Raw genomic sequence first — 25,374 nt, forward strand, 5'->3', positions numbered from 1 at the left:
TTTGTTACGTTATTTCTTTCGTTTCTTCAAACTTTTTTGATATGCATAAAGCTTATGAATCTCTTCCTTAAATTCATGTAGAAGTACAGTGTTTGCACTATTTGAATAACGCACCGTATTATAAGCATCTATAATAATATCACTTTGAATATTTACATCTTCTTCATCGTTTATTCTTTCTAGCCAAGCCTCAACAGTTTCTCCCCGTTTTCTATTTAAAGGAGGGGTTAACTTACTCTCTAGCTTGAAAATTTCCTTCCGAATTTCGTTATGTGGCGGTTTATTTCGTTTAAAACGATTTTGGCTCATTCCTTCTTTATCAGTAATGATAGTAGATTCGAAGGCGGGCATATTTGGTAAACTTAAATGTTTTCGTTTTTTTACTATTTTCCAAACGACGTAAATAGCGATAGCTGTACAGACTATTATTGTAGTGCTATTTATGAGTATTGGATCAAAATCAGGAATTTTTTTTCCGTCTTCAATTTTTGGTTTTAAGAGATGTCCTTTATTTGCCCAAACATCTTCAGTATCTTTTAATTCCGCTGCTTTAATTAATGGCATTAAAGCATAGCCGACGCCTAATGCGACTACTTCCGTTATAAAACCAAAAATAAGTCGAATGAAAGGAAATACATGAACAATTAATATACTCATTAAGCCAATCGTAATGATAGAAGAAAAACGTAATAGTTGTTGTTTGCGATTTGCCCCGGTTAACCAAAATGTAATCATAAGATGCAAGGCTAACATTAATAGTTTCCACAACGGTGGAAAGGGTGCATAAAATATAGCTGAAACGACAAACCATACAATACCACCTAAAGATTTTTGAACTGGATATCCAGGTCCGACCACATGTACGATAAAGAAAAATAGTGGTAATATGATTGTGCCAAATAGAGAAAAAGGTAAAAATAAAGAGAAAAGAACGATTTGAAGAACTAAAAGTATTACAAATCCTGTTGTTTTTTTCTGCATAAATTTATGAATAAGAAATACTCCAATATAGCCTGTTGTTAAAAATATTGCAATACTAATTAGTTCATCTCTTTCTGTTAATAATGAAAGCAGAAGGAGCAGAATGAAATCATGAATGTGATATAGCCAAGTTTTCAACTGGTTCCACCATCCCTTCACTAGTAATGAGAAACGTTGGCTGCGAGAGAAGAGGGAGTTCATTTCTTTGTAAACCAATGTATATCATTGTAGACGATCGTTCTCTCTTTCTCTTTACATAATGAAGGAATCCTTGTTTCGGAAGTAACGTACTATCATCTGAAATACGGGCTAATTCTTCTAAAGCTTTTGCATATTGTGTTTGTCCTTCATTTAACGGTACATGTAATGCACCGCCTTCTGCTAATACACTAATAAACAATTCAAACGGAAGGTGGTGCTTCGTTGCATACTGGAAAATGTATGTTGCATATGAAATAAGTTCTTCTACATTATCTTTCCAACCAAATCCACGATCGGCAGCTAAAGAAAGACAAATCGTCCAACTATAATTTTTTACAGGTTCATATTGCTTCGCCTGTAATTGTTGCATTTTAGCAGATGCCTTCCAATGAATAGAGCGGAAAGACTCACGCTCATATCGCTTTACACCGATAATAGATGTTTCATCATTGTAAAAAGAAAAATTCGTTCGATAAGATCCATTCAAAAGTTGCTGAAGTTCTTGCAAACCTGCTACTTCTTTAGGAGAAGGATACACAATAATTTCAGTCCTTAATTTATCAAAAACAGGTAAATGTACAGTTAATAGATGAAATGGATCTTTTAATACACATTCAAATTGTTCAATTTGAAACACACCACGCTTCGTGGCGGTTAATGTTAACCCCCATTTTTGTGCCGAATGTGCAGGTTGTGAAAATGGGAAAGAGAATAACGTTTTTGATATTTGTTCAATGCCTTGCTCTTTATGCGGTATAAGGGACGAATTTAAATGAAAGTAACAAACACCATTAACGATTGGTATGCTGGCTCCATTTTTTAAATGAATAAAAAACTGTCCAGATTCCTCAGGGAAAATCCGTGTAGTTTGTTTCTCATTTATGATTTGAAACTTCTTCTCTATGAAAGCGACATATTTATAAATAAAAATCGCAAATAAATAATAGAAGAAAAAGAGAAACATAAGCATTCGTTGCGGGAAAAAGAATGTGAAAAGTAATGCGATTGGAACGGTTAGTTGAATAATATGGAGTTGAAAAAATAAAGGCACAGTTACAACACGCTGTCCATTCATGCTTGTTCAATCTCCACAGGTACGTCAACTTCTTTTAAAATACTTTGCATAATATCATTCTTTGTCGTACGCAGGGCACCTTCCATTGATAAGACGATACGGTGATTCCAAACAGAAGGAACTAACAATTGTATATCTTCTGGTGTGCAATATTCTCTCCCGCGTAAAAAGGCTAAAGCTTGAACAGCACGTACTAAAGCTAATGTGGCACGAGGGCTTACACCGTTAGCGATATAATCATGATTTCTTGTAGCATGAGCAAGTTTAATAATGTAATGTTCTAACGGTTCCGAAACAAATATTTCTTTTACTCGTTTTTGAGCTTCTAAAATATCTTCTAATGAGATGACAGATGTGACACTTTCTAATGGTAAATCGTTCCGAAAACGTCGCATCATTTGTAACTCATCTTTAGGAGTTGGATGACCGATTGAAATCGTCATTAAAAAGCGATCAAGCTGTGCATCTGGAAGAGGGAAAGTCCCTTGTGATTCAATTGGGTTTTGCGTCGCAATAACAAAGAACGGTTTCGGAAGAGGAGTTGACTGCTTCTCCAGCGTCACTTGTCGTTCTTCCATCGCTTCTAACAAACTCGACTGCGTTCTCGGCATTGCACGGTTAATTTCATCTGCTAGCAAAATGTTTGTCATAACTGGTCCAATTCTTAATTCGAATTCGCTTGTTTTTGGGTTGAAGTATTCAATACCTGTTACATCACTTGGAAGTACATCAGGGGTAAATTGAACGCGAGAAAAACTACCACCAATACTTTTTGAAATGGTTTTCGCCAGTAACGTTTTCCCAGTACCAGGCACGTCTTCGAGTAGTACATGTCCATCAGCAAGAAGTGAAACGAGCAGTAGATCAATAACATTTTCTTTACCAACAAACACAGATCCGATGTTTTCTTTCAATTTATTTATCATATGTACCATTCCTTTCATTATAAAAGAGCTAATATTTCTATATTTTAACAAATTATTCAGAAAATCGGTATGATTTTTTAATTCAAAGAAATGGATATTTAATTATTAAATTACTCTTGCATATTTTGGAATATAATTATACAATATCGATATACGATGTATCGTGAGTCGATATATCATATATCGATGTATCGGAGGTAGTTATAATGAATGCGAAGGCGCAAAAATATATTCCGTTAACTGAGGCGACATATTACATATTATTGTCACTCGTGAAGCCGTTGCATGGCTACGGAATTATGCAAATGGTAGAAGAGATGACAAATGGGGAAGTAAAGCTCGGCCCTGGTACTTTATATGGAAATACGACGAAATTACTAAAAGAGAAGTTAATTGTTGAAGTTGCCTCTACAGACAGAAAGAAGTGCTATGAGTTAACGCCGTTTGGGAGAGAAGTGTTAGAGCTCGAGTATAACAGATTGCAGAGATCTGTAAGGAATGGAAATAGTATATTAGGGGAGTGAATGAGAGATGGAGACAAAGAAGATATTCAAACCTTTCGCAGTATGGAGCTTAGAAAAAGAAGAAGCGTATTTACGTAAAATGCATCAACAAGGCTGGGCGTTACAAAAGTATAACGTAATGTATACGTTTAAGAAAACTGAGCCGAAAGATGTAGTATATAAAGCAGACTTTAGATTAGAGTATAAAGATTCGACAGAAAAACAAAAAGAATATATCCAAATATATGAAATGTGTGGCTGGAAACATGTAACGAGTTTTGCGAAGTGGAATTACTTTTGTAAAGAAGTAGAAGAGGAAAATGAGTTACCTGATATATATTCAGAGAAGGAAACGAGGATACAAAAACTTACTGAGTTGTTACAGTTTTTTGTAATTATGTTTGTAACAATAATGCCAGCGCTTTACTTATGTTTTCTTGGACCATCAGAATCTAGAATTCCTTATATATTTAAAGGCATGATAGGATTTATAGGTTGTATGTATTTATATATATTTATTAATGTATATTGGAAGATTAAAAAGTTAAAAAATGAAATATTGTAACAAAGATTGGATTTATTAAAGAAGATGGTTGTATATTCAATGGAAATCATCTTCTTTAATTTCTATATATCCTTGTTTTGTTGGGTATTTTTTATATAATAAAACATTGTATATTTAAGGTATAGAACTAACAGTTACAAAGATGATACCAGTAACAATATCTAAAAAAATCATAAATGAAGAAGTAATTAATAATAACGAACTAGCAATGAATATCACTTTATTAGATTTTTGTTTTTTATAAAGGAAATAAAGTAAAAGACCACAAATAGTAGAAAGTATCCATATTGTTAGACCGTAAGGAGTCGTTATTTTTTCAAAATCGAAGATCCAAAAGTAAAAGATGACTATGTGGCAAGTTACTAGTAGAAATGTTGATGGAAGCATTATCTTTTTATTTAAAATCATTTGTTATCCCCCCCTTATGTAAATATTACCAAAAGGGTGTGGGTTTTAATATATAATAAGGAAGAAATACATTTTTAATTAACGTATTAAACGAAAAAATCCCTTATAGAAAAATCTATTTCTACAAGGGATAATCATGTTTTTATTAGAAAGACTGATTTTGCGCAGGTTTAATAAATTGTTCAGGGTTTTCAACAAGTCCGCATACAGCACATTGGACACGGTATGTAGGTCCTTGATAGGCCAAATGAAAAGCATTCATCGTTTCATTTGTGTATTCTTCTTCCACTTGACCAGTTTGTGGATTTATTTTGACTGGTTTTACTTGTTGCTCAAGAATATTAAAGCGAGTACGGTTCGTTTTACAACTTGGACATAGCATTGGTTCCATATGTATACACCTCCATTTGTATCATTTCTTAAAATCTTTAATTTTATGCAAGCAAAAAACTTTCTCAATATAAATAGGTGTTTAATGTATTTAAAATTCAGAAAAAATAAAATATAATAAAAGTACGAACTGGTTATGTCCAAACCAAATCTCCTGTTTTATGCCAATAAGCTGGGGGGCCGAGAAATCGGCCTCATTTTTTTTGCTCATTACTACAAGGAACAAGGTTTTATGAGACTTTTGTCGAAATTTTAGGGATAGATACAAAGGGGGATGTAAAATGAATTTGAAAATGAAGTACATCATTTTATATGTAGAAAAGTTTGAGGAATGTTTAAAGTTCTATAAAGATATTTTACAGTTACCTATAAAAGCAGAGCACGGCACATATATTGAATTTAATACTGGAACTACCATTTTAGCGATGAATACGCGGCAAGATGTGAAAGAATTAACAGGACTACCGCTTACAGAAGGTGAATTACAGTCTTCTCATTTCGAGTTAGGATTCGTTGTTGAGAATGTACAAGAAACGATTGAGCAATTTAGAGAGCAAGGTATTAAAATTTTAGTGGAGCCAATTGTAAAACCGTGGGGACAAACAATTGCCTACATTGCTGATCCAGATGGAAATTATATTGAAATTTGCAGTTCATTAGAATAGAGGGAGAAAGAGAAATGGGATTTCCGAAACTAGAAACAGAACGTTTATTCTTAAGAGAACTTACACTATTAGATGCAGAAACGATGTTCCAATATTTTTCGAAAGAATCAGTTATACGTTATTTCGGAATGGATTCTTTCCAAAATATTGAGCAAGCGAAAACAATGATTCAAACGTTCAAAAATCGTTATGAAGAGGGCAGTGTATTTCGCTGGGGAATCGAGAAAAAAGGGACGGGCCAATTAATCGGAACGTGCGGATTTCATTTAATTAATAATCATCATAAACGAGCTGAAATTGGTTATGAATTAGATGATACATATTGGGGACAAGGATATGCATTGGAAGCATTACAAGCAATTTTAGCTTACGGATTTGAAATACTGCAACTAATAAGAATCGCAGCGGTTGTATATGTAGAAAATAAAGCTTCTCAAAAATTATTAATAAAAGCAGGATTTCAAGAAGAAGGATTACTTCGAAAACATATGATTCAAAATGGAGTTGCTCATGATACCATTTTATATTCTTTATTAAAAGAAGAGTGGAAGAAGTAATGAGTACAAACGAACTTATAACGATTATGAAGAAGCATAGGGAAAATAGATTCATTTTAGGTATAGATGGTTTAAGTCGATCTGGAAAAACAACATTCGTAGCCAATTTAAAAGAAAATATGAAACAAGAAGGCATTCCGTTTCGTATTTTCCATATTGATGATCATATAGTGGAGCGTAATAAACGATATCATACTGGATATGAAGAATGGTATGAGTATTATTATTTACAATGGGACATTGAATGGCTAAGGCGGAAATTTTTTCAAAAGCTACAACATGAAACAAAATTGAAATTACCTTTCTTTCATGAAGAAACAGATATATGTGAAATGGAAAAAGTACAGATTCCTATTGTAGGCGTAATTGTTATTGAAGGAGTTTTTCTGCAGCGAAAAGAATGGAGAGATTTTTTTCATTATATGGTCTATTTGGACTGTCCAAGAGAGACAAGGTTTCTACGTGAGAGTGAAAAAACGCAGAAAAACCTTTCAAAGTTTGAAAATAGGTATTGGAAAGCAGAGGATTATTACTTAAAAACGGAATTGCCGAGGGATAGGGCGGATTTAGTCATTGAATGATTTGAAAATAGAAGGTGAATAGAATGAATATTTTATGGGATTTTGATGGGACGTTATTTGATACGTATCCTGCATATACAATGATGCTTTCTGAAATATTAGGTGATTCAGTAGAAAAACAAGAAATATACAAAAACTTAAAAATATCATACTCTCATGCAATTCAGTATTATAATATTTCATGTGAGCAGGAAGAAAAGATTAAAGTTTTGAAGGGGAAATTCACGCCAAAAGATATGAAACCTTTTGCAGGTGTCGAAGAGGTTTTGAAATTTGCAGATAAAAATGTGATTATGACCCATAAACATAGGGCAGGGGTTATGGACATTTTTAAATATTACGGCTGGGAAAAGTACTTTGTAGATATGGTTACAATTGACGATGGCTTTCCACGAAAGCCCAACTCTTTAGCTTATAATCATTTACATAAAAAACATAATATTGATTTAGCTATTGGAGATAGAGAATTAGATTTATTACCTGCAAAAGAATTAGGTATTTCAACATGTATGTTTCAAGGTGATTGTGATGTAGCGGATTATTCTTTATCACATTACTCGGAGTTTTTTAAGATAGTGAGTGATAGAGAGTTTTCTTTATAAAAAAAGTTATTAATAAAGACTGAATCTTTCATTTTAAAGGTACAGTCTTTATTTTTTAGAACTCTTTCATTTTATTCCGCATTAACGGGTAGCCTGATTGGTTCAACTAATAATCAGTGAAGGGTGAACAAAACCTCCACTGATTAAAGTTTCACTTTATTTTCTGTATATAATAATTACTAGAGGTTAAAGAATGATCGTCCATCTTTATTAAGGAAGTAGCCAGGTTAATTGTTAGATAGAAATAAACCGAAAGATAAAGTGATAGCGTCTACTTTATCTTTTTTATATTTTAACCAAATTATGGTTATTCATGTTAATATGAATTCATAGCTATATAGAAGGGGTGGGGTTAGTATGAAAACTGAAATAGTTCCTAAAAAGAAGTACAGTATAATAAGCTATGTATCTTTACTCATCGGCATTTTGTGTTTTCTATTCGTTTTTATAACGCCAACAAGGATAGCCAATGCAGGTAATATAGTTGGAGATTATATTACAATTGCCCTGACAGGTGTAGGTATCATACTTTCAATAATCACAATGACGAAAAGAACAGAGAAGAAGGGAATTGCTATTCTTTCATTAATACTGTCCTCATCATTTTTTATATTTTGGATCATAGCAATTATCCTATTGTTTACTGGTCAAATTAGTTTTGCACCGTAATGTGTAATAAAAAGAGTCCTTCTCGTATGAAGGACTCTTTTTACTCGGTATCTTCAGGTTGATATTCTAAAATATCCCCCGGCTGGCATTCTAATGCTTTACATATTGCTTCTAAAGTTGAAAAACGGACTGCTTTTGCTTTTCCATTTTTCAAGATAGAAAGGTTAGCCATTGTAATTCCAACCTTCTCCGAAAGCTCTGTTACACTCATTTTTCTTTTCGCTAACATTACATCAATATTAATAATAATTGCCATATTATTCACCTCAGACCGTTAAATCATTTTCTGATTTTATATCTATAGCATCTTTTAATAGTCTTTGGAGAACGGCAGCAAAGACCGCGATTACCATTGAAGCAAAAATCATAATCATTCCGATAATAATAATGCCAGGGGCGTCATCTCTCTCTGCCACGAGATAGAAAAGTGGCATACCTAATACATATAATACACTAATTGCCAATGCGCTGTACTTAATATTTTTTAACGCTTGAACAGATAACTCTGAGAATGCGTTATTTTTATCAATATAGTTTAAAAGCTTAAATGTTTGGTACAGTGCGAAGTAATAAGGTATTGCTGTTGCATATAAATTGATAAATACAAGATATTTAATATATGCAATATCTGGATATAATTCTGCAGCGAAAGCTCCTATTTTAGGGACTAAAAAAATGCACATAGCAAGAACGGGGATTCCAATCAGAATCACAACGGTCTTTAAAAAGAGTGTGGATCCTTGTTTCATAAAAAGCACCTCATTTATTTAATATCTTATTAATTTAACACGAAATTTATTGTTTAACAATAAATTTTTATTTCTTTTGATCGAGGATTTATTGTTAAACAAGTAATTAATGAAAAGGATGTTAAATCTTTTTTATAAGATAGATGATACATACCGATATTTAATAAAGGAAAGAAAGGGAAAGTAACTATTGTTAGCTTTATGAGAATTGGGAACTAATAAAACATATGTAGGTTTTGGTATGGAAAAGGAAATAGTGTGTATTTAAATGAATGCAAAGTTTATGGAGGAACAATCATGTTGAATTATGGTGTGAAGATGAAAAAGTTGCTATTAGTGGCAGCTATAATAGTAAGCGTATTAAGTACGGAAAGTATGATGAATTATCATGCGGCCAAAGCTAAGGTGAAAAAAGTAGAACATCAGCCTAAAAATATAATTATGATGGTTATGGACGGAACGAGTTCAACGGCGACAACATTGGCTCGCTGGTATAAAGGGGCACCGCTTACGTTAGATCAAATTGTAACAGGAGGAGTTCGTACGTTTTCGGCGGAATCAGCTATTACAGACTCAGCGCCAGCAGCAACAGCATTAGCAACTGGAAATAAATCAAATTCAGGATATGTAGGTGTATTACCTTCTATTGTAAGTTCGCCTAGCTTAGAGCCAATAAAAGAAGAGGACAAGTTACGGCCGGTCGCAAACGTATTAGAAGGTGCAAAACGTACTGGTCGTGCAACTGGAATTGTTGCTACATCTGAAATTCAGCATGCTACTCCGGCGGGATTCTCGGCTCACCATGTCAATCGCAAGCAATTTGACGTAATTGCGAAGCAGCAAGTATATCAAAATATAGATGTCGTATTAGGCGGGGGAAAAGCAGCGCTGCTACCTATGCAAAGTAATGGAATCCGAAAAGATGGTGAAAATTTAGTGAAGGTGATTCAAGACAAAGGATACGATTTCGTTGAAACGAAAGATGCGTTATTGAACTCCAAATCTAATAAAATTTGGGGCTCTTTCTCACATCATGCTCTTGCGTTTGATATGGATCGTATAGCAACAAACCCAGAACAACCAACACTTTCTCAAATGACAGAAAAAGCAATTCAAACATTATCAAAAGATAAAGGTGGCTTCTTTTTATTCATAGAAGGTAGTAAGCCTGATTGGGCAGCCCATGCTAATGATCCAATTGGGATGATTAGTGATGTATTGGCATTTGATGAAGCGGTAGCAAAGGCGTTACAATTTGCAAAGAAAGATGGGGATACGATGCTCATAGCTTTAACTGATCATGGTAACAGCGGTATCTCTATAGGGAATAGAAATACGACAAAAGGATACAATACTACACCGGTTTCTGCATACATTGATTCATTGAAAAAGGCGAAAATGACACTTGAAGGAACTATAAATAAACTGAAATCTGATTTATCAAATGTAGAAGATGTAGCTAAACTATACGGTTTGGATAATCTAACTCATGATGAAAAAGAAAAATTAAAAGCGGCAAAAAAGAAAATGGATGTAGGACGAATTCTTACTACATTATTGGCTAATCGTGCAAATATCGGCTTTACGACAGGAGGACATACAGGTGAGGATGTATTTTTACATTCTTATGGACCTCAAAAACCAGAAGGCTTAATCCAAAATACAGACATTGCGAAGACGATGGCGAAAGCGATGGGCTTTAACTTAGAAGAAGTAACGAATAAAATATTTTTAGAGAGTGAACAAGCCTTTAAGAAAATCGGTGCAACTGTAACAGCCGACAAAACCGAAGGAGCAAACCCGTTACTCGTAGTAAAACGTAATAAAGTAGAAGCACAATTATTTGGTAACAAAAATATAATTCGTATCAATGGTAAAGGGTATGAATTAGGAAGTATTATTGTAGAGAGTAATGGAAAGTGCTATGTACCAGAAGAAGCAATTCAACTATTTGTAAAGCATTCTCGTTAAAAAATTGCCAACCAGTTAAGCTAACTGGTGGCAATTTTTTGTGTTTATTCTAAATATAAGGGTTCGGATTGTTTTGTAAAGTTTTCCATATGAGACTGGTATAAATGTTAAAGGGAAAGTATAGTTTTTTCTTACATTAAAAAATTTCGTTTTGTAGAATAAGAAGTTATACATATAGTAAAGTCTAATGGGTTATCAATTAATATTTACGAAAAATATATTAATACTTTAGAATTTCTTTAATGTTCATTATTTTTTATTTAAGGTTATCCGTTATATTTATAATGTGTTTATTTCAATTTATTGTATTGAAGCTCAGTTTTATATAATTATAAAGCAATCATCAAAATAAAATCTCCACTAGAGTAAATTTATTATTTTTTTGCGGAAATTATTATGCAGTTAAGAAAACTGTAATTTATTGAATTAGAAATATATTAGAATTTAGTTGAAGAAAGAGAGAGGGAATAAAATGAATATAGTGCACTTACGTCCTAAACAGCGGTCTAAGTATCGCATTATGCTAGGTAAGTGGTATTACTCTACAAAGAGGCACATTCAGTGGTTAGCAGACGGAAAAACATATGCAAAAAGGTTCCAACAAGAAAAGCTACCTTGTACAGCAATTCAGCACCAAACAATATTACTTCGTAAGCTCAAAGATGTAGATATGTGGTATCAACAGAATAAGGTTGTTAATTTGAAAATTGCTGTTAAAAAACTAAATGGTATCGTCATTAGACCGGGAGAAACATTTTCTTACTGGCGTTTAATAGGTAAGCCAACGAGGAAAAAAGGGTATGTAGAAGGTATGGTATTACACTACGGATCTTTTCAATCAGGTATTGGAGGAGGTCTTTGTCAGCTTTCAAATTTAATATATTGGATGACTCTACATACACCACTGACAGTAACCGAACGATATCGTCATAGCTTTGATGTCTTTCCTGATTCTAGGCGAACTCAACCGTTTGGGAGTGGGGCAACTTGTTCCTATAACTATTTGGATTTACAAATTAAAAATGAAACGGATCAACCGTATCAACTTCACCTTTATATGACAGATGAACATTTAGTTGGTGAATGGAGAACAGTCTATCCGCAACTTTATCAATATGAAGTGTATGAGAAAGAACACTCAATTCAACCTGCATACTGGGGCGGTTATATACGACATAATGTGATTCAACGTAAAGTATATAATCTACAGAAACAGTTAATAGAAGATCAATATGTAACAGAGAATCACGCTATAATGATGTACGAACCACTATTAGCTTGTAATAATGAGATTAGTGAGTAATATGGTAACCCATAGATTAAGTAGTATAGAAAATATTTAATTCTTATTTTTACTAAAAAAGTTCACTGTTATTTATAGGTGAGTTTGTTTTTCTATCTTATGTATTTCACCCTGCATAAAAAATATTTCTCAACATTTTATTTGTTGAAAAAGATTGAATATTCGTATTATAACGAATATTATGTTGTTATCGGCAAAAAACGATAATTTGCAGACACTGGGGAGGAAATACATTGAAAAAGAAAAAGAAATTAAAACCATTAGCGGTATTAACAACAGCAGCAGTACTAAGTAGTACGTTTGCTTTTGGAGGTCACGCAGCGCATGCTGAGACACCAACATCATCTCTACCAATAGATGAGCACTTAATACCGGAGGAGCGCTTGGCTGAAGCGCTAAAACAACGGGGGGTAATTGATCAATCTGCATCGCAAGCTGAGACGTCAAAGGCTGTCGAAAAATATGTTGAGAAAAAGAAAGGGGAAAACCCTGGGAAAGAAATTTTAACAGGAGATAGTCTTACGCAAGAAGCTTCTGATTTTATGAAAAAAGTAAAAGATGCAAAAATGAAGGAAAATGAACAGGCGCAGCAGCCTGAAGTAGGCCCAGTAGCTGGACAAGGTGCAGCATTGAACCCTGGGAAATTAAATGGAAAAGTACCTACTACATCAGCGAAGCAAGAAGAATACAATGGAGCTGTTCGAAAAGATAAAGTACTTGTTTTACTTGTAGAATTTAGCGATTTTAAGCATAACAATATTGATCAAGAGCCAGGATACATGTATTCTAAAGACTTTAATCGTGAACATTATCAAAAAATGTTATTTGGTGATGAACCATTTACTTTATTTGATGGATCGAAGATTAACACATTTAAGCAATATTATGAAGAACAATCTGGTGGTAGCTACACAGTTGATGGGACTGTAACAGAATGGCTTACTGTTCCAGGAAAAGCATCAGATTATGGTGCTGATGCGGGTACTGGGCATGATAACAAGGGGCCTTTAGGACCAAAAGATTTTGTGAAAGAAGCATTAAAAGCAGCGGTAGCAAAAGGAATCAATTTAGCAGACTATGACCAATTTGATCAATACGATCAAGATGGTGATGGAAATAAAAATGAGCCAGATGGCATTATTGATCATTTAATGGTTGTACATGCTGGCGTTGGTCAAGAAGCTGGCGGCGGTAAATTGAAAGATGATGCGATTTGGTCACATCGTTCAAAACTAGGTTCAAAACCATATGCAATTGATGGCACGAAATCTTCTGTTTCGAACTGGGGCGGAAAGATGGCTGCATATGATTATACAATCGAGCCTGAAGACGGGGCAGTTGGTGTGTTTGCACATGAGTATGGCCATGATTTAGGCTTACCAGATGAATATGATACAAAGTACTCAGGACAAGGTGAACCTGTTGAGTCATGGTCTATTATGAGTGGTGGTAGCTGGGCTGGAAAAATTGCAGGAACAGAGCCAACGAGTTTCTCACCACAAAATAAAGAATTTTTCCAAAAGAATATGAAGGGGAACTGGGCGAATATCCTTGAAGTAGATTATGACAAACTTAGCAAAGGAATCGGTGTTGCGACATATGTAGATCAAAGTACTACAAAATCTAAACGACCTGGAATCGTTCGTGTTAACTTGCCGGACAAAGATATAAAAAATATCGAATCAGCGTTTGGTAAGAAGTTCTATTACAGTACAAAAGGAAATGACATTCATACAACACTTGAGACACCAGTATTTGACTTAACAAATGCAAAGGATGCTAAGTTCGATTATAAGGCATTTTACGAACTTGAAGCGAAGTATGATTTCCTTGACGTATATGCGATTGCAGAAGATGGAACGAAGACACGCATTGATAGAATGGGCGAAAAAGATGTAAAAGGCGGCGCGGATACAACTGATGGTAAGTGGGTTGATAAATCATACGATTTAAGCCAATTCAAAGGAAAAAAAGTAAAACTGCAATTTGAGTACTTAACAGATATTGCAGTAGCTTATAAAGGGTTTGCGTTAGATAATGCAGCATTAACTGTAGATGGAAAAGTTGTTTTCTCTGATGATGCAGAAGGTCAGCCAGCAATGACGTTAAAAGGCTTTACTGTGTCTAACGGATTTGAACAGAAAAAACATAATTACTATGTAGAGTGGAGAAATTACGCTGGTTCTGACACTGCGTTACAACATGCACGTGGCCCAGTATTTAATACAGGAATGGTTGTATGGTATGCGGATCAAAGCTTTACAGATAACTGGGTAGGCGTTCATCCAGGTGAAGGGTTCTTAGGAGTAGTAGATTCTCATCCAGAGGCAATTGTAGGGACATTAAACGGACAACCTACTGTGAAGAGCAGTACGCGTTACCAAATTGCCGATGCGGCATTCTCATTTGATCAAACACCAGCATGGAAAGTAAATTCACCAACTCGCGGTATCTTCGATTATAAAGGATTACCAGGAGTGGCAAAATTTGATGATTCTAAGCAATACATCAACAGCATTATTCCTGATGCAGGACGTAAGTTACCGAAACTAGGACTGAAGTTTGAAGTGGTAGGCCAAGCTGAAGACAAGTCTGCAGGTGCAGTGTGGCTTCATCGATAAAATAAGGTAAAACGAAGAGGAGCTGCGATAAGTCGGTGAAACTGACTTATCGCAGCTTTTTTCTTCTTGTGAAAAAACTTGCTGTTTTTTTATGTACTTATTGGAAAAATTCGAAGTTTCTTTTATAAATAAAATACTCCGCCTGTCCAATTATAGAAGCTATTTTGGGCGTAAGTAATTTGTAAGTAATGAGTAAGAAAAAAGAGATTTTCATAGTATATAATATTTATTATAGCTACTTTTAACACCTGATACTAATAGTGTGCTATAATATGAATTAGCAACAAAAAGGAAAGGAATTAGAACAATGACCTTAGAAAATACTAAAAATTTAAAAAAACAAGTTGCTCCTTTTGAAAAATCAACGATTAAAAAAAGTGTTTGGCAACTGATCAACACAATCGTGCCATTTATTATTTTATGGTACCTTGCTTATAAAAGTTTGTCAGTTTCTTATTGGTTAACATTAGTTCCAGCACTGTTAGCCGCTGGATTTATGACAAGAATTTTCATTATTTTTCATGATTGCACCCATTATTCGTTCTTTAAAAGTCGACGTGCAAATAGAATAGTTGGAACGTGTATGGGTGTTTTAACATTATTCCCATTTGATCAGTGGGGGCATGAACATTCTATTCACCACGCTACGAGTGGTAATTTGGATAAGAGGGGTACAGGGGATATTTGGACGCTTACAGTTGATGAATATGTAGCTGCACCATTTAGACTTCGTTTAGCATATCGCTTATATCGCAATCCATTCGTTATGTTTGGATTAGGTCCGATTTATGTTTTCTTGCTTAAAAATAGATTTAACCGAAAAGGTGCAAGGCAGAAAGAACGTATGAATACTTATTTGACGAATATTATAATTGTTGCTGTAGTAGCTATACTTTGCTGGGCAATTGGGTGGCAATCGTTTCTGTTAGTACATGGTACTATATTCTTAATAGCAGGTTCAGTAGGGATTTGGCTGTTTTACGTACAGCACACATTTGAGGATTCTTATTTTGAAGAGGATAAAGATTGGGAATATGTGAAAGCGGCAGTGGAAGGAAGTTCTTTTTATAAGCTTCCTAAAATTTTGCAATTCTTAACTGGTAATATTGGATTCCATCATGTTCACCATTTAAGCCCAAGGGTACCTAACTATAAACTAGAAGAGGCACACAATAATACGCTTCCGTTAAAAAATGTACCAACGATTACGCTTGCTACAAGCTTACAATCACTACGTTTCCGTCTTTGGGATGAGAAAAGTAACAATTTTGTTAGCTTTAAAGATGTCAAAAATATAATTAAAAATAATGTTTCTGTTCGAGTGAAATCTGAACTATAATTGCATCGTATATAAAACTCCCCTTAATCATTTTCGATTTAAGGGGAGTTTGTGTTTAAAGAGTAGATGCCAGATAAGAGGAAAATTTACATAATTCAAATTGTAATTGAAGCAGATTAGGAATTGCTCGTACGTAAGTACAAATATAAGATGACAGTAAATGCATTATGTTAACAAATTCATAGTAAAAGGGGGGATCGTACAACATTATATCCAAAAATAAGAAAAGACTTGAACGAAAATTCCATTCATTTTTCTTGGTGTTCCGCATTCCATACACTTAAATAGGACGCATATTCTAATTCATCTGGATTCTCATGTAGCATAGAAATGAATTCTAATTTGTTTCCATCACAATCTAGAAAGTATACACTTGCAGCAGGCATCCACCTTTGGACAATTGGCTCTTGATTTCCTGTTCCTTGACTTCCTATCACTGCTATTCCATGTTCCTCTAACCACGCTTTAGAAGTCATTAAAAACTCTAAATTTACACCAAAAGCAAAATGTCTCGGCTCAAAGTCTTCAATGTTATGTACTTCCCATAGTCCAAGCATTTGTTGTTTATTTTCTCCGACCCAAAAGAAAGCCACTCTTCTTTTGGAGAGTTTTCTTGCTAACGTTAATCCTAGCTTGTTTTGATAGAAATTTATTGCCTTCTCTAAATTTCTTACATGTAAATGAGTTTCGTATATGTTCTGTATTATTATGATCATTCCTTTCTTTCTTTATTGGTAACTACCAATTGAATAGTGAATATAATTCTAAAGTTGAAATATGTATAAGCCTAGTAATGTACATCTATATCCGATATACCTATTTGCTATTATATTGAAATTGGAATGTGATAAATCCCACTGAGGTAGTAAGTGTTTAAATGAACACTCTACTACTTTTGTAGGAAAGGGGATATATTCATTAAATTCAGATGAAATCATATTAAAATGATGAAAAAAGACCACACATGAAGTGAAACGCCATGTGTAGTCTTTTATGTATAGTCAAATATTACGAAGTCTCGCTAATTTTAGTTTCACTATGAGTGTTAGTAGAATTTCTTTTCTTAACTTTAAAGTGATAGTAAGTGTAGCAAAAGATGATAAATGGGACAGTGCAATAGATTCCAAGTCGTTGTTCTGGGATAAAAATAAGACTGATTAATATAATGCCATACAATCCAAAACCAAGAATTGGTACGAGTGGATAAAGTGGCGTTTTAAATTTTAAGTCTTCTAATTTTCCGCCGTCTGCTAAATAATGTTTGCGGAAAAAGAATTGAGAAACACAAATTGACATCCAAACAATAATGGTAATGACTCCGGAAATTGAAATGAGCCACAAGTAAACAGTTTCAGCAGCTACTACACTTGTCAAAAGAGAAAAAGCAGAAATAGCTATTGTCATGATTAAAGCGTTGAGAGGAATCCCACGTGATGATAATTTCTTTAAAAATGCTGGAGCCATTTCGTTTTTTGATAAAGACCAAAGCATTCGAGTAGCAGCGTATAGTCCTGAGTTTGCGACAGAAAGAACAGCAGTAAGAATAACAAAGTTCATAATATCAGCTGCATATGGAATACCGATATTATCAAAAACAGCAACGAATGGACTCTTTGTTAATCCAGCTTCTTCCCAAGGAATTAAAGCAACAAGAACAAAGATTGCTAAGACGAAGAAAAACATTGTGCGCCATATAATATTTCTAATAGAACGAGGTAAAGTTTTTGCTGGATCTTCACTTTCACCTGCTGCGATTCCGACAAGCTCTGTACCTTGGAAGGAATAATTGACTGTAACCATTGTTAATAGAATAGCTGCAAGTCCATTCGGAAATAAACCACCATGATTTACGAAATTTGAAAGAAGTGGAGCTGGTTCATCGCCTTTTAAATCAATAAAACCGAACATAGCGGCGCCACCAAGAATTATAAAAGCTATAATGGCAGATACTTTTATACTTGAAAACCAAAATTCTGTTTCTGCATAACTACGAGCAGATAATGCGTTAATAGTGAAGATGGTAACGCCAAATATTAAACACCAAACCCAAACAGGAATATCAGGAAACCAGCGCTGCATTGTAATACCGGCAGTTGTAAATTCAAGACCGGTCGTATTCGCCCAGCTTAACCAATACAACCATCCGATTGTAAAGCCAGTTGCAGGATTGATGAATTTAGTAGCATATTCCTGAAAAGAACCTGAAACAGGCATGGCTACAGCAAGTTCACCAAGACATAGCATAACGAAATACATTAATAATCCACCAGCAATAAAGGCAAGTACGGATCCACCAGGTCCAGCCTGACTTATAATAAAGCCAGATCCGTTAAATAACCCGGTTCCAATCACACCACCGAGTGCAATCATGAATAAGTGTCTACTTTTCATCGTACGTTTTAATTCATTGTTTGTATTGCTTACTTGCGCCATTGTTTTCCTCACTTTCGTAGTTGATAGAATAACGTTTGATGTTTTTCCGTATTATGGAATGTATTCCGTGATGTGAAATCTTGTTATAATTTTCAGATAATTAAAAAGAAAAGTCAATATTTTTTTGTTTGCGTTTTCAATTCGTTGTTAGTGATATGTTTTTATTGTTAGAAAATTAAATAAATAGATTGATTTCATTTCGAATGTTTGCTAAATTGATAGTTAATTAAGCGTACTAACATATTACGAGTAAAGTTGAGGCGAGTTATGGTACAGTCCATTGATCGAGCGATAAGTATTATTAAATTATTGAATTCTACAAATGAAAAAGAGTATTGGGCTATTTCTGATATAGCTGATGGAACACATCTCCCGGTTAGTACAGTACATAGATTACTTAACTCTCTAATGGAGCATGGGTTAGTTACACAAATTACAGAGACAAAACAGTACAAAATTGGACCAATGTGGATGGAAATAGGGTTGCGTCAATTGGAGAAGGTAGACTATAGATCTGTTGCGAGAGAAGTGATGAAACGTTTGGCTTCTGAAGTGGAAGAAAGTGTCTATTTGAATATTCCAAACGGAACACATTCTATTATCATTGAAAGAATTGATAGTCCTTTAAAAATTCGAGTTATCGATAATCTAGGAGAACAAATTCCACTTTCAATTGGTGCTGCAAATAAAACGATGCTTGCCAATATGAAAACGAATGAAATGGAACATATTGTAGAGTATTTACTTCCTTCATTACCAGAACAAAAGCAAATTCTTCTTAATCAAATAAAGCAAATAAAAAATGAAGGATATGCTGTCAGTTATGGTGAAAAAACAGAAGGGACAGCTTCAGTAGCTGCACCTATTATCGGATTTAATCATAAAGTAGTAGGAGCATTAAGTGTTGGGGTAATTAGTCATCGTATTAATGATGATCGACTATCTTTTCTTATTAGCAAGGTAAAACAAGCGGCTCATGAAATATCAATAAAAATCGGCAGTACATCAGAACTATAATTTTGATAGCTGTCGTCATTTTTTATTCATATACTGGAATTAGTTTTCATAATGCGGAAAATAGGGGGATTTATATGTCAAAGTGGCAATCAAAAGAACAATTGGTTCAATTATTAAGCAGTCTTGTTGAAATTCCTAGTATTACCGGTTCAGAAGCTGAAGTAATATTGCCAGACTTTGTTGTGGAACAATTATCTGACTTACAGTATTTCAAACAAAACCCGCACCATTTGCAAAAAAATCCGACAGGGGACGGACGATATTTTGTTACAGCACTAGTAAAGAAAAGCGATAGTACAAAAAATACTGTAATTCTAGTAAGTCACTTTGATGTTGTAGATGTACAAGATTACGGAATGTGGAAAGAAGATGCATTTAATCCTAAAAAGTTAACATCTATGTTTTATTCTCATAAAGATGAACTTCCAGACCATGTACGTGAAGATATAGAACATGGAGAATGGCTGTTTGGTAGAGGAACAATGGATATGAAATGCGGCCTCGCATTACAAATGGCAATGATTGAGCAAGCTTGCGAAGAAAGATTTGATGGGAATGTTCTTTTATTGGCTGTACCAGATGAAGAAGTAAACTCTGTAGGGATGAGAGCTGCTGTTCCAAGATTACTAGAGTTAGCAAGAGAACATGATTTAGAGTATAAAACGGTACTAAACTCAGAGCCTATGTTTTCAAGACATCCTGGTGACCAAAATAAGTATATTTACACTGGCTCTATTGGTAAAGTGTTACCTGGTTTTCTTTGCTACGGAAAAGAGACACATGTAGGTGAACCTTTTGCAGGGTTAAATGGGAGTTATATGGCTTCATTAATAACAGCAGAATTAGAGTTAAACACAGACCTTTGTGATATTGTAGAAGGGGAAGCGAGTCCTCCGCCAACTAACTTACTTCAAAGGGACTTAAAAGAGGATTATTCTGTACAAATTCCGCATCGTGCAGTTACATTATTTAATTTGTTTTTATTAGAAAAATCAATGACAGATGTAGTTTCATTGTTACGTCAAAAAGTAACGAAAGTAGCAGAGAAAATAGAAGAGTCGTATGAAAAACATGCATATCGTTTTTCTAAATATAATCCATTTATACCACCTAATCTCAAAGTAAATGTATTAACTTATGAAGAGCTTATCACATATGCAATTGAGCAACATGGACGAGAAAAAATAAATCATATTCAATCTAATATTATAAAAAATAGAGGAGATAAAGATGATCGTGCGGTAACCATTGATTTAGTAGATAAATTAGCGATTTTATGTAAAGAAAAGGCACCGATGATTGTACTTTTCTTCGCTCCGCCGTACTATCCAGCTGTGAGTTCACGCAACAATCCTTTAATAAAAGAGGTAGTTGTAGAAATGGAAAAGTATGCACACTACAATCATAAAATTACATTTGAAAACCAAAATTATTTTGGGGGGATTTCAGATTTAAGTTATGTAGGCTTGCAGTATCCACTGGATTCAATGAGTTCGCTTGTAGACAATATGCCATTATGGGATAAAGGTTATTCAATTCCGCTTCAGGAATTAGAAGAGTTTGATGTTCCAGTATTAAATATGGGGCCGGTAGGAAAAGATGCACATCAATGGACAGAACGTCTAGATGTAAACTACGCATTTGAAACGCTATTAGATATGTTACCGAAGTGCATTGAAAAATTATTAGTTTCTAATAAAATTACACAATCATAGTAGGGAATAGGTAAGGGATAAAACAGAACCTGTAAAGAAGATTTGAATGAAATTATTTTAATATAATTAAAACTGAAACGGCCAAACTCAATTATATATGAGTTTGGCCGTTTATCATGTAGTGAATTTCTAATTAAATTCATATGAATTCATAGCTAACGCGATCTCTTTTACAGTTTTACTTTTTAGTTTGACCAGATAGTTCAACAGACTTTTGCGTACAACGCTGCATAGCTGAAATAATCGCTGTTCTCAGTCCTTTTTCCTCCAATGTTGCTACAGCTTCTATTGTCGTTCCGCCAGGAGAACAAACCATATCTTTCAATTCACCTGGATGTATTCCTGTTTCTAGTACCATTTTTGCAGAGCCTAACACAGCTTGAGCAGCGAATTTATATGCTTGATTTCTTGGCATACCATCTAGTACAGCAGCATCTGCCATCGCTTCTATAATCATATATACATAAGCTGGTGAAGAACCACTTACGGATGTGACAACATCCATTAATTTTTCACTTACGATCTCTGTTTGACCAAAACTATTGAAAATGTTTAGTACATCTTCTAAATCTTTTTCTGTCACCATTTCATTCGGGCATAATGCAGACATTCCTTCTCCAACAAGAGCAGGAGTATTAGGCATTACCCTTACAACCTTTACTTTTTTATTAAAGGCATTTTCAGTACTTTCAATACTTTTCCCAGCAGCGATCGTAACGATGATAGCATCGTTTTTGATTATTTCTTTTATTTCATTAATTATTGACGCGTATAGGTCTGGTTTGATTGATAAAATTAAAATATCAGCATTTTTAGCTACTTCATTGTTGTCGGTAGTTGTAGTTAGCCCATATTTTTCACTAGCATTTTTTAAATTAGCAGTGTTTAAATCTGAACAAATAATTTGATTTGAAGACACTATATTTTTGTTTATCATTCCGCCAATCATAGCCATTCCCATATTTCCGCAACCGATGAATCCAATTTGTTTATCCATAATAACTCAATCTTGCTCCTTTTATAATCAATTATATCGGTTTGATATTATTTTCTTAGAATAAGAATAACATCCCTGTGCAATATAAAGAAACATTCTAAGAGAATATATTCCTTTTTGCAACACTAAAAGATAAAAATTAATTATATTCGACATTATGTAAATATATACACTATAATGTAAGGTTTTATGTTTATGAATATGAGTTAAACTTATATCATTTTGTATTTTCATTCAGTAGGGCGATAATTTCATACAAATAACTTGCGGCTCTATTTATTTTTAAAAATACCTCTTGACACCGAATCGAACTATATCGCATAATATAAAAAAATTAGATTGAAAATCGTTGAAGGGAATTAGTACATATGTCTTCTTGCGAAAGAGAGTGGAATTCACCGGCTGAAAGATTCCTCGTATAGAATATATCGAACCTATCCCTGAGTCTTAAATGAAAGTTTAGGCGTTCGCCTGCGTTATAGGCACCAAGTGGATATCTATGTATATCAATTAAGGTGGTACCGCGGAACAATGACCGTTTCGTCCTTTTTATTTTATTAAGGGCGAAGCGGTCATTTTTATTTTGCTCTTAAATACCTCATTGCAGCATTGATGAGAATAGATATAGTTACAAAGTGAATGAAGTGTAATTTATAAAAAACTTTGATTTTAGACTTGGGGGATAAAAAAGTGAAAAAACAACGAGTTGTTGTAAAGATTGGGAGTAGTTCCTTGGCAGATAGTCACGGAGGCATCTCTACAGAACAGCTTTCAGATCACGTTGCCGCATTGGCTCGGTTGAAAGAAGAGGGGCACGAGGTTGTGTTAATTACATCTGGAGCCGTCGCTGCAGGTTTTTCAGCGCTAGGATATCCTAGCAGACCTGTAACGATTAAAGGGAAACAGGCTGCAGCAGCTGTCGGACAAAGTTTGTTAATGCAGGCGTACACGGAGGAATTCCGTAAATATGGCATCGTTACTGCGCAACTTTTGCTGACGAGGAGTGATTTTTCTAGAAAAGAACAATATAGTAATGCTTACGCTACGTTAGGAGAATTATTAAACCGCTCCGCTCTTCCAATTATTAATGAAAATGATTCCATCTCTTTAGAGGAGCTGACGTTCGGTGATAATGATATGCTGTCAGCTTTAGTAAGCGGGCTTGTTTCGGCGGATATGCTTATGATCTTTACGGATGTGAACGGGTTATATGACAAAAATCCTCAGAAAAATCCGGATGCAAAAAAATATTATTTTCTTCCTGAAGTTACGGAAGAAATTTCTTCTCTTGCAGGAGATGCTGGCTCAAAACTTGGGACTGGCGGTATGAAATCAAAAATCGACGCTGCAAAGACAGCGCTCTCTCTTGGTGTGAGTGTATTTATCGGAACAGGACGTGGACAGGAAAAGTTTGTAGATGTTTTGAAGGGTAAGGGTGATGGAACGTATGTTGGTAATGCTCCTCAAAAAGAAATGAAGATGAACAAGCAATGGATTGCCTTACATTCGCTTGTTAGCGGACAAATTGAAGTAGATGCTGGGGCAGCTACTGCCATCATTCAGCATGGTAAGAGTTTACTTCCAGCTGGTGTTACGAATGTATCAGGATTTTTCCAAGTGGGTGAAGTTGTAGAGGTTGTAACGCAACAAGGGCGCGTAATAGGAAAAGGACAATGCACATATAGTGCAGAGGAACTAAGAGATGTAAAAGGTATGCAAAGCCAAGATATTCAAGTAAGAGGCGAGAGACATAGTTATGAAGTCATCCATAGGGATCATTGGGTTTCACTTTAAAAAGGAGGAAATAAAAATGAATGAAGTGTTGGCAAAGGGGATAAAAGCAAAAGAGGTTGCTAGAGAGCTTGTGCTTAAATCTACAGAGCAAAAAAACGAAGCACTTTCCGCAATAGCTGATCAGTTAATATTAGAAACAGCTTATATTTTAGAAGAAAACAAGAGGGATATTGAAGAAGGTAAGGCAAAAGGATTTTCTGATTCACTCCTTGATCGTCTTCTGCTAACTGAAAATCGTATTATTGATATGACAGAGGGGATTAAGCAGCTAATTGAATTACGTGATCCTGTAGGAGAATGTGTAAGTGCATGGGAAAGGCCAAATGGACTATCTATTCAGGAGATGCGCGTACCACTTGGTGTTATAGGCATGATTTATGAGGCAAGACCGAATGTAACAGTGGATGCAGCTACAATTTGTTTGAAGACAGGAAACGCAGTCATATTACGTGGTAGTTCTTCTGCTATTCATTCTAATAAGGCCATCGTTGCCGTTATTCACAGAGCGCTCAAACTAACAAGCTTACCTCAAGAAAGCGTACAGCTTATAGAAGATACAACGCGAAATAGCGCGAAGCAGTTGTTTACAATGAAGGATTATCTAGACGTTCTTATTCCAAGAGGTGGCAAACAATTAATCGATACTGTTGTGAGAGAAGCGTCTGTTCCAGTACTTGAAACAGGTGCGGGAAATTGTCATATATTCATTGATGAAACAGCAGATAAACAAATGGCGTTTAATATTATTATAAATGCAAAAACACAGCGTCCATCTGTATGTAATGCAATTGAGACGATTGTACTTCATGAGAATTGGGCAGAGCAATATGGTAGCGAGTTGTTTTCTTCCTTGAAGGAAAGAGGAGTGGAGCTACGTGGTGATAATAAAGCAGTGGCGATTGATTCTTCTATCTTACTTGCGACAGAAGAAGACTGGGAAACTGAGTTTTTATCTCTCACACTAGCAGTGAAAGTGGTTTCCACTGTTGAAGATGCGATTCATCATATAAATACGTATGGATCTATGCATTCTGAAGCAATTATTACTGAAAACGAGGAAAACGTCAGCAAGTTTTTTACTTCTGTAGATGCCGCGGCACTTTATCATAATGCATCGACTCGTTTTACAGATGGATCCGAATTTGGATTCGGAGCGGAAATTGGTATCAGTACACAAAAGTTACACGTAAGAGGACCAATGGGGCTTCCAGCATTAACTTCTACAAAATATGTGATTCGTGGAAATGGGCAAATTCGAAAATAATAATAAAAGACACTCAATTGGCTTGGGTGTCTTTTATTATTAAAATTA

General features: G+C 34.7%; 25 protein-coding genes and 1 other annotated feature. Of the genes, 15 read left to right on the forward strand and 10 right to left on the reverse strand.

The window, feature by feature from the left end:
- Nucleotides 1–9 precede the first annotated feature (9 nt).
- Genes ACTFSL_RS09615 through ACTFSL_RS09625 form a run of 3 tightly spaced genes read right to left on the reverse strand, consistent with a single transcriptional unit; the run spans nucleotide 10 to nucleotide 3,183 of the window.
- On the reverse strand, nucleotides 10–1,119 hold the full coding sequence (locus ACTFSL_RS09615; RefSeq protein ID WP_078421361.1) for a DUF4018 domain-containing protein: 1,110 nt from the start codon (nucleotides 1,117–1,119) through the stop codon (nucleotides 10–12).
- Nucleotides 1,091–2,257, reverse strand: coding sequence for a DUF58 domain-containing protein (locus ACTFSL_RS09620; RefSeq protein ID WP_088339138.1), 1,167 nt, complete (start codon nucleotides 2,255–2,257; stop codon nucleotides 1,091–1,093). Before ACTFSL_RS09620 ends, ACTFSL_RS09615 begins: the two co-directional genes overlap by 29 nt.
- On the reverse strand, nucleotides 2,254–3,183 hold the full coding sequence (locus tag ACTFSL_RS09625) for an AAA family ATPase (protein ID WP_000608784.1): 930 nt from the start codon (nucleotides 3,181–3,183) through the stop codon (nucleotides 2,254–2,256). The genes ACTFSL_RS09620 and ACTFSL_RS09625 overlap by 4 nt, the downstream gene beginning before the upstream one ends.
- A gap of 206 nt (nucleotides 3,184–3,389) precedes the next feature.
- Here ACTFSL_RS09625 and ACTFSL_RS09630 point away from each other — a divergent pair, with 206 nt between their 5' ends.
- Nucleotides 3,390–3,707, forward strand: a complete 318-nt coding sequence (locus ACTFSL_RS09630) for a PadR family transcriptional regulator (protein ID WP_000991882.1) — start codon at nucleotides 3,390–3,392, stop codon at nucleotides 3,705–3,707.
- Between the two features lie 7 nt (nucleotides 3,708–3,714).
- Nucleotides 3,715–4,251: a DUF2812 domain-containing protein gene (locus ACTFSL_RS09635; RefSeq protein WP_000448311.1), complete on the forward strand. Its 537-nt coding sequence runs from the start codon at nucleotides 3,715–3,717 to the stop codon at nucleotides 4,249–4,251.
- A 114-nt stretch (nucleotides 4,252–4,365) separates the two neighbouring features.
- Here ACTFSL_RS09635 and ACTFSL_RS09640 read toward each other — a convergent pair whose 3' ends face one another.
- Nucleotides 4,366–4,659 carry a hypothetical protein gene (locus ACTFSL_RS09640; RefSeq protein WP_440041588.1) on the reverse strand — a complete coding sequence of 98 codons (294 nt, stop codon included), beginning with the start codon at nucleotides 4,657–4,659 and terminating at the stop codon, nucleotides 4,366–4,368.
- A 145-nt stretch (nucleotides 4,660–4,804) separates the two neighbouring features.
- Complete coding sequence (locus ACTFSL_RS09645) at nucleotides 4,805–5,050, reverse strand: DNA alkylation repair protein (protein ID WP_440041589.1); 246 nt, start codon at nucleotides 5,048–5,050, stop codon at nucleotides 4,805–4,807.
- A 280-nt stretch (nucleotides 5,051–5,330) separates the two neighbouring features.
- Here ACTFSL_RS09645 and ACTFSL_RS09650 point away from each other — a divergent pair, with 280 nt between their 5' ends.
- The 5 genes from ACTFSL_RS09650 (at nucleotide 5,331) to ACTFSL_RS09670 (ending at nucleotide 8,123) form a co-directional block, all read left to right on the forward strand.
- A complete protein-coding gene (locus ACTFSL_RS09650; protein ID WP_001049849.1) occupies nucleotides 5,331–5,714 on the forward strand; it encodes a glyoxalase/bleomycin resistance/dioxygenase family protein in 384 nt (127 codons plus the stop codon).
- Nucleotides 5,715–5,728: 14 nt separating this feature from the next.
- Nucleotides 5,729–6,271: a GNAT family N-acetyltransferase gene (locus ACTFSL_RS09655; protein ID WP_000506638.1), complete on the forward strand. Its 543-nt coding sequence runs from the start codon at nucleotides 5,729–5,731 to the stop codon at nucleotides 6,269–6,271.
- Nucleotides 6,271–6,852, forward strand: coding sequence for a kinase (locus ACTFSL_RS09660; RefSeq protein ID WP_000106114.1), 582 nt, complete (start codon nucleotides 6,271–6,273; stop codon nucleotides 6,850–6,852). The genes ACTFSL_RS09655 and ACTFSL_RS09660 overlap by 1 nt, the downstream gene beginning before the upstream one ends.
- Nucleotides 6,853–6,875: 23 nt before the next feature.
- Nucleotides 6,876–7,454 carry an HAD-IA family hydrolase gene (locus ACTFSL_RS09665; RefSeq protein WP_078421366.1) on the forward strand — a complete coding sequence of 193 codons (579 nt, stop codon included), beginning with the start codon at nucleotides 6,876–6,878 and terminating at the stop codon, nucleotides 7,452–7,454.
- 357 nt (nucleotides 7,455–7,811) lie between these two features.
- On the forward strand, nucleotides 7,812–8,123 hold the full coding sequence (locus ACTFSL_RS09670; RefSeq protein ID WP_000845558.1) for a hypothetical protein: 312 nt from the start codon (nucleotides 7,812–7,814) through the stop codon (nucleotides 8,121–8,123).
- Between the two features lie 40 nt (nucleotides 8,124–8,163).
- On the opposite strand, the gene ACTFSL_RS09675 is transcribed toward ACTFSL_RS09670, so the two are convergent.
- Together ACTFSL_RS09675 and ACTFSL_RS09680 are read right to left on the reverse strand one after the other, a co-directional pair.
- On the reverse strand, nucleotides 8,164–8,379 hold the full coding sequence (locus ACTFSL_RS09675; RefSeq protein WP_000974619.1) for a helix-turn-helix domain-containing protein: 216 nt from the start codon (nucleotides 8,377–8,379) through the stop codon (nucleotides 8,164–8,166).
- Between the two features lie 10 nt (nucleotides 8,380–8,389).
- Nucleotides 8,390–8,872: a DUF2975 domain-containing protein gene (locus tag ACTFSL_RS09680; protein ID WP_000809113.1), complete on the reverse strand. Its 483-nt coding sequence runs from the start codon at nucleotides 8,870–8,872 to the stop codon at nucleotides 8,390–8,392.
- A 297-nt stretch (nucleotides 8,873–9,169) separates the two neighbouring features.
- On the opposite strand from ACTFSL_RS09680, the gene ACTFSL_RS09685 reads away from it, so the two are divergent.
- From ACTFSL_RS09685 to ACTFSL_RS09700, 4 genes are all read left to right on the forward strand, one after another.
- On the forward strand, nucleotides 9,170–10,843 hold the full coding sequence (locus ACTFSL_RS09685; RefSeq protein WP_088339134.1) for an alkaline phosphatase: 1,674 nt from the start codon (nucleotides 9,170–9,172) through the stop codon (nucleotides 10,841–10,843).
- Between the two features lie 472 nt (nucleotides 10,844–11,315).
- Nucleotides 11,316–12,146, forward strand: coding sequence for a VanW family protein (locus ACTFSL_RS09690; protein WP_001028236.1), 831 nt, complete (start codon nucleotides 11,316–11,318; stop codon nucleotides 12,144–12,146).
- 233 nt (nucleotides 12,147–12,379) lie between these two features.
- Nucleotides 12,380–14,767 carry an immune inhibitor A domain-containing protein gene (locus tag ACTFSL_RS09695; RefSeq protein WP_000727440.1) on the forward strand — a complete coding sequence of 796 codons (2,388 nt, stop codon included), beginning with the start codon at nucleotides 12,380–12,382 and terminating at the stop codon, nucleotides 14,765–14,767.
- A gap of 307 nt (nucleotides 14,768–15,074) precedes the next feature.
- Nucleotides 15,075–16,106, forward strand: a complete 1,032-nt coding sequence (locus tag ACTFSL_RS09700; protein ID WP_000171504.1) for a fatty acid desaturase — start codon at nucleotides 15,075–15,077, stop codon at nucleotides 16,104–16,106.
- 248 nt (nucleotides 16,107–16,354) lie between these two features.
- On the opposite strand, the gene ACTFSL_RS09705 is transcribed toward ACTFSL_RS09700, so the two are convergent.
- Complete coding sequence (locus ACTFSL_RS09705) at nucleotides 16,355–16,813, reverse strand: VOC family protein (RefSeq protein WP_142292844.1); 459 nt, start codon at nucleotides 16,811–16,813, stop codon at nucleotides 16,355–16,357.
- Between the two features lie 301 nt (nucleotides 16,814–17,114).
- Entirely contained in the window at nucleotides 17,115–18,539 is a 1,425-nt protein-coding gene (locus ACTFSL_RS09710; RefSeq protein ID WP_000079991.1) for an amino acid permease, read from the reverse strand.
- Between the two features lie 267 nt (nucleotides 18,540–18,806).
- On the opposite strand from ACTFSL_RS09710, the gene ACTFSL_RS09715 reads away from it, so the two are divergent.
- Nucleotides 18,807–19,556 (forward strand): IclR family transcriptional regulator, encoded by a 750-nt coding sequence (locus ACTFSL_RS09715; RefSeq protein WP_440041592.1) that lies wholly within the window; start codon nucleotides 18,807–18,809, stop codon nucleotides 19,554–19,556.
- Nucleotides 19,557–19,630: 74 nt separating this feature from the next.
- Complete coding sequence (locus ACTFSL_RS09720) at nucleotides 19,631–21,271, forward strand: M20/M25/M40 family metallo-hydrolase (RefSeq protein ID WP_000049571.1); 1,641 nt, start codon at nucleotides 19,631–19,633, stop codon at nucleotides 21,269–21,271.
- A 178-nt stretch (nucleotides 21,272–21,449) separates the two neighbouring features.
- On the opposite strand, the gene proC is transcribed toward ACTFSL_RS09720, so the two are convergent.
- On the reverse strand, nucleotides 21,450–22,268 hold the full coding sequence (gene proC, locus ACTFSL_RS09725) for a pyrroline-5-carboxylate reductase (RefSeq protein ID WP_000360723.1): 819 nt from the start codon (nucleotides 22,266–22,268) through the stop codon (nucleotides 21,450–21,452).
- A 340-nt stretch (nucleotides 22,269–22,608) separates the two neighbouring features.
- Nucleotides 22,609–22,819 (forward strand) — a binding site (T-box leader).
- Between the two features lie 139 nt (nucleotides 22,820–22,958).
- On the opposite strand from proC, the gene proB reads away from it, so the two are divergent.
- Both proB and ACTFSL_RS09735 read left to right on the forward strand, forming a co-directional pair.
- Complete coding sequence (gene proB, locus ACTFSL_RS09730; RefSeq protein WP_000744809.1) at nucleotides 22,959–24,062, forward strand: glutamate 5-kinase; 1,104 nt, start codon at nucleotides 22,959–22,961, stop codon at nucleotides 24,060–24,062.
- A gap of 16 nt (nucleotides 24,063–24,078) precedes the next feature.
- Entirely contained in the window at nucleotides 24,079–25,326 is a 1,248-nt protein-coding gene (locus tag ACTFSL_RS09735) for a glutamate-5-semialdehyde dehydrogenase (protein WP_001006608.1), read from the forward strand.
- Nucleotides 25,327–25,374 lie beyond the last annotated feature (48 nt).

The organism is Bacillus cereus group sp. MYBK108-1, from assembly GCF_051917185.1.
GTDB classification, from domain to species: Bacteria; Bacillota; Bacilli; order Bacillales; family Bacillaceae_G; genus Bacillus_A; species Bacillus_A cereus.